We start from the raw sequence: 4,616 nt of genomic DNA on the forward strand, positions 1-4,616 counted from the left end.
TGCCGATGAGCAGCGCGCACAGCAGCGCGCCGGCGACGAAGCTCGGGTGGCGCGCGGCGCGGCGCGCGAATCGGCTGGCGGACAAGGTCATGGCCGAAGTGAAGCGCGAGGCCGGCCAGCACGCAGGGGTGGGCAAGCGGCCGCCGCGGATCCGGCTGCGCCGGTCCGCTGGCGGCGCCCCCCTGGGGGGGAGGCGCCGAAGGCGCTTCGGGGGGGCGTCATGTCACGCGTCACCCGGCTTCAGCCGCGGGTCGACGACGGCGTACAGCAGGTCGACGACGAAGTTGATCGCCACCACCGTCGCGGCGAGCAGCATCACGACGTCGCGCACGACGACCAGGTCGCGGTTGGCGATGGCCTGGAACACCAGCCGGCCGATGCCCGGCAGCACGAACACGTTCTCGACCACGATCGCGCCGGTGATCAGGTTGCCGAACTGCAGCCCCATGATCGTCAGCACCGGGATCATCGCGTTGCGCAGCACGTGGCCCCACAGCACCTGGCGTCGCGACAGCCCCTTGGCGCGCGCGGTGCGCACGTAGTCCTCGCGCATCGTCTCGAGCACCGCCGAACGCGTGACGCGCGCCAGGATCGCCGCCTGCACCGCGGCGAGCGCGATCGCCGGCAGGATCAGCGCCTGCAACGCCGGCCACAGCCCGCCGCCGTCGTCCTCGCGCCAGCCCGGAAAGCCGCCGGCCGACACCCACTGCAGCTGCACCGCGAACAGCAGGATCAGCAGGATCGCGAGCCAGAAGTTGGGCACCGCGAGCCCGACCTGGCTGAGCGCCATCACGCCGACGTCGCCGGGCCGGTTCTGCCGTGCCGCCGCGTACACGCCGAGCGCCAGCGCGACGACGGTGGTCAGCGCCATCGCCAGCAGCGCCAGCGGCACGCTGACCTGCAGCCGCTCGACGACCAACTCGGCGACCGGCACGTCGTAGCTGTGGCTCGTCGCGCTGTCGCCGCGCAGCCAGCCGCCGACCCACTCGAGGTAACGCTCCAGCGGCGGGCGGTCGAGCCCGAGCTTCTTCTCGAGCGCGGCCAGCGACTCGGGCGTCGCGGTGTCGCCGAGGATCACCTGCGCGGCGTTGCCCGGCAGCAGCTCGAGCACCGCGAACACGATGACCGACGCGGCGGCCAGCGTCGCGAGGAAGGTGACAAAGCGCTTGAGCAGGAACAGGTTCACGACGGACGACCCTGCGGTCGCTGCGATCGGGCGTCGGGGGCGGCAGCGACCGTGGGCGGCGATGATGCCTCAACGCCCGTGGCGGCCGGCGGCCGGCGGCGGGCCGATCGGCTACGCTTGCCGCCCATGAGACACGGTGGCTGGGCGCGATGGGCGCCGATGGCGGTGGCGCTGCTGGCCGGCGGATGCCAGACGATCGCGCCCGAACGCTGCGCGGGCATCGACTGGCATCGGCAAGGCGTCGAGGACGGTCGCGACGGCTTCGGCCCGTCGCGCCTGGAGCGGCACCGCGACGCCTGCGCCGCGGTCGGCGTGCGTCCCGACGCGGCCGCGTGGGAGGCCGGGCGCATCCGCGGCCTCGACGACTACTGTCGCTTGCCGAACGCGCTCGAGCAGGCGCTCAGGCGGCACGCGTACGAGGGTGTGTGTGCCGACCCGCGCTTCGCCACGCTGTACCAGGCGGCGCGGCGCTATGCCGACGCGAGGCAGCAGGTCGCCGACCTCGACGGTCAGATCGACTGGCGCGAGCGCGAGCTGCTGACGAACAGGAAGCTCGCCGACGACCGTCGCGCCGCGCTGCGCGCCGAGGTGCGCAGCCTGCAGCGACAACGCGAGCGCGCGATCGCCGACCGCGTCGACGCCAACGCCGCGCTCGAGCGCACGCGGCTGCAGCTCGGCGTGTGAGCCGTGCGGCGCCCCCCATCGAGGAGACACCGATGAGACTGCAAGGCAAGGTCGCGATCGTCACCGGCGGCGCGTCAGGCTTCGGCGCCGGCATCGCGCGCAAGTTCGTCGCCGAGGGCGCGCAGGTGCTGGTGGCCGACCTGAACCTCGACGCGGCGCTCGACGTCGCCGCGTCGCTGGGGCCGGCGGCGCGCGCGCTGCGCGTCGATGTCGGCGTCGCGGCCGACGTGCGCACGATGGTCGCCGCCGCCGTCGGCCACTTCGGGCGGCTGGACATCGTCGTCAACAACGCCGGCGTCGGCCACCGGCCGCAGCCGCTCGAGACGCTGGCCGAGGACGAGTTCGACCGCATCGCCGCGGTCAACATGAAGGCGATCTACTTCACGGCGCGCGAGGTGGTGCCGTACTTCAAGGCGCAGGCGCCGGGGGCGCACGGCATCCGCGGCGTGATCCTGAACATGGCCAGCACCGCCGGCGTGAGCCCGCGCCCGCGTCTGGCCTGGTACAACGCCAGCAAGGGCTGGGTGATCGCCGCGACGCGCGCGATGGCGGTCGAACTCGCGTCCGCGGGCGTCCGCGTCGTCGCGCTGAACCCGGTGGCCGGCGAGACGCCGATGCTGGCCACCTTCATGGGCGAGGACACGCCCGAGATGCGTGCGAAGTTCCTGTCGACGATCCCGATCGGGCGCTTCTCGACGCCCGAGGACCTCGGCAACGCGGCCTGCTTCCTGTGCAGCGACGAGGCGTCGATGATCACCGGCGTCGCGATGGAGGTCGACGGCGGGCGCTGCATCTGAGCGCGCCCGGCGCCCAGTTGCGCCCGTGCCCTGCGTGGCGGCGCGGAGTCAGGCGCCGATCTCGCGCTCGTGCCGGTCGGCGGCGGCGAACAGGTCGGCAGCAAAGCGCGGGTCGTTGGGCTGCAGGCTGGCCGCGTAGCGGCGCAGTCCCGCGACATCGGCTGCCGTCGGCGGCGTCGCGAACGCGCGCGAGATGGCGCGCCACAGGCGCACGACGATCTCGGATGCCCAGCGCGCGCCGCGCGGCGCGTCCACGGGTGCCAGAGCCGGGGTGACGATGGTGATGGTCGACATGGTGCTTCCTCTCGGTACGATCAGTTCGGGGTGCGGTGCGTGGTGTCCGGGCCGTCCGCCCGTGCCCGCGTCGGCAAGGGACCGCCGTCGATCCGGATCACGGCGATGCGCCGAAGCGCCGCCTGAGCGCGGCGTTCGCCCTGCGCGAGCAGCGCACGCCGAAGGCGCTGCCAGACACCGCGCCACCCCATGGCGCCGCCGCGGGTGCGGCGTGCCGGAGCGGCGGGAAGGGTGGCGAAATGGGCGGACATCCGGACCTCGTTTCAGTCAAATGACATTGATTTCTGAGCGTCGATAGCTTAGGGTATCCACTTACAGAAGACAAATGAATGTTCTGGATGTTGGATATAAACATCGAGAATGTTGTCGGTGATGAACTTCCGCACCTTCGACCTGAACCTGCTGCGCGTCTTCGACGCGGTGATGACCGACGGCAGCCTGACACGCGCGGCACAGTCGCTGGCAATGACGCAGCCGGCGGTCAGCCATGCGCTGAAGCGGCTGCACGCCGCGGTCGGCGAACCGTTGTTCGTGCGCGGCGCCGCCGGGATGACGCCGACCCCGCGCGCCGAAGCGGTGTGGCCGCAGGTGCGCACGGCGCTCGCCGCGTTGCGCGGGGCACTGGCGCCCGAGGCCTACCGGCCCGATCGCGACGCGGCAACGTTCCGGCTGGCGATGGTCGACGCCACCGCGGCGCGGCTGATGCCCCCGATGGTGCAAACGATCGAACGGATGCAAGCGCTCGCCAACTTGCGCGTCCTTCCGCTGTCGACACGCGACCCGCGGGCGCTGATCGAGCGCGGCGACGCGGACCTCGCGGTGGGCTACTTCCCGCAGGCGATCACCGCGATCCAGGCCGCCGGGGCGCAAGGCGCGTTGCGCCACCGCCGGCTGCACGAGACCGAATACGTCTGCGTGATGCGCCGTGGCCACCCGCTGGCCGGGCGGGCGCTGACGCTCGACGCGTTCTGCGCCGCACACCACCTGCTGGTGAGCTTCTCGGGGCGGCCCCGCGGGTTCGTCGACGAGGCGCTGTCGGCGCTCGGCCGCCAGCGGCGCATCGTGCTGACGGTCAACCAGTTCTTCGTCGCCGGTCGCGTGGTGTGCGGCTCCGACCTGCTGACCGTGCTGCCGGCCGGGTTCGTCGACGCCACCGGCATGGCGGACGCGCTGCTCACGGTGCCGCTGCCGTTCGCGCTGCCGCGCGTGCAGGTCGAGATGGTGTGGCACCTGCGCCGCGACGACGACGCTGCCCACGCCTGGCTGCGCCGGCTGGTTGTCGACGCCGCGCAGGCCTGATCAGCCGGCGAGCACTGCGGCCATCGCCTGTGCGGTGCGCTCGACGTTGCCGTCGTTGAGCCCGGCGATGCAGATGCGCCCCGAGCGGATCAGGTACACGGCGAACTCGTCGCGCAGCCGGTCCACCTGCGCCGCACTCAGGCCGGTGTAGCTGAACATGCCGCGCTGGCTGAGGAAGTAGCCGAAGTCGCGCCCCGGCACCTTCGCGCTGACCACGCCGTGCAGCGCGCGGCGCATCGCGGCGATGCGTTCGCGCATCGCGCCGAGTTCGGCCTCCCAGCGCGCGCGCAGCGCCGGGTCGGTCAGCACCTCGGCGACGATCTGCCCGCCGTGGATCGGTGGGCTCGAGTAGTTGC

7 protein-coding genes are annotated in these 4,616 nt (G+C 72.7%); 3 read left to right on the forward strand and 4 right to left on the reverse strand.

The annotated features are described in order from the left end of the window. Positions 1-223: 223 nt before the first annotated feature. Positions 224-1,186: an ABC transporter permease gene (locus PKC53_RS18685; protein WP_324431387.1), complete on the reverse strand. Its 963-nt coding sequence runs from the start codon at positions 1,184-1,186 to the stop codon at positions 224-226. A gap of 126 nt (positions 1,187-1,312) precedes the next feature. Here PKC53_RS18685 and PKC53_RS18690 point away from each other — a divergent pair, with 126 nt between their 5' ends. Both PKC53_RS18690 and PKC53_RS18695 read left to right on the forward strand, forming a co-directional pair. Further along, on the forward strand, positions 1,313-1,870 hold the full coding sequence (locus PKC53_RS18690; RefSeq protein ID WP_324431388.1) for a DUF2799 domain-containing protein: 558 nt from the start codon (positions 1,313-1,315) through the stop codon (positions 1,868-1,870). 32 nt (positions 1,871-1,902) lie between these two features. After that, positions 1,903-2,667 (forward strand): glucose 1-dehydrogenase, encoded by a 765-nt coding sequence (locus PKC53_RS18695; protein ID WP_324431390.1) that lies wholly within the window; start codon positions 1,903-1,905, stop codon positions 2,665-2,667. Positions 2,668-2,715: 48 nt separating this feature from the next. Here PKC53_RS18695 and PKC53_RS18700 read toward each other — a convergent pair whose 3' ends face one another. Further along, a complete protein-coding gene (locus tag PKC53_RS18700; protein WP_324431392.1) occupies positions 2,716-2,961 on the reverse strand; it encodes a hypothetical protein in 246 nt (81 codons plus the stop codon). 20 nt (positions 2,962-2,981) lie between these two features. After that, positions 2,982-3,212, reverse strand: a complete 231-nt coding sequence (locus PKC53_RS18705; RefSeq protein WP_324431394.1) for a hypothetical protein — start codon at positions 3,210-3,212, stop codon at positions 2,982-2,984. A gap of 121 nt (positions 3,213-3,333) precedes the next feature. On the opposite strand from PKC53_RS18705, the gene PKC53_RS18710 reads away from it, so the two are divergent. Next, positions 3,334-4,260 (forward strand): LysR family transcriptional regulator, encoded by a 927-nt coding sequence (locus PKC53_RS18710; protein ID WP_324431396.1) that lies wholly within the window; start codon positions 3,334-3,336, stop codon positions 4,258-4,260. On the opposite strand, the gene PKC53_RS18715 is transcribed toward PKC53_RS18710, so the two are convergent. Beyond that, the coding region (locus PKC53_RS18715; RefSeq protein ID WP_324431398.1) for an aminotransferase class I/II-fold pyridoxal phosphate-dependent enzyme at positions 4,261-4,616 on the reverse strand (356 nt) is incomplete at its 5' end.

The organism is Azohydromonas sp. (assembly GCF_035325925.1).
Classification (GTDB): domain Bacteria; phylum Pseudomonadota; class Gammaproteobacteria; order Burkholderiales; family Burkholderiaceae_C; genus Calidifontimicrobium.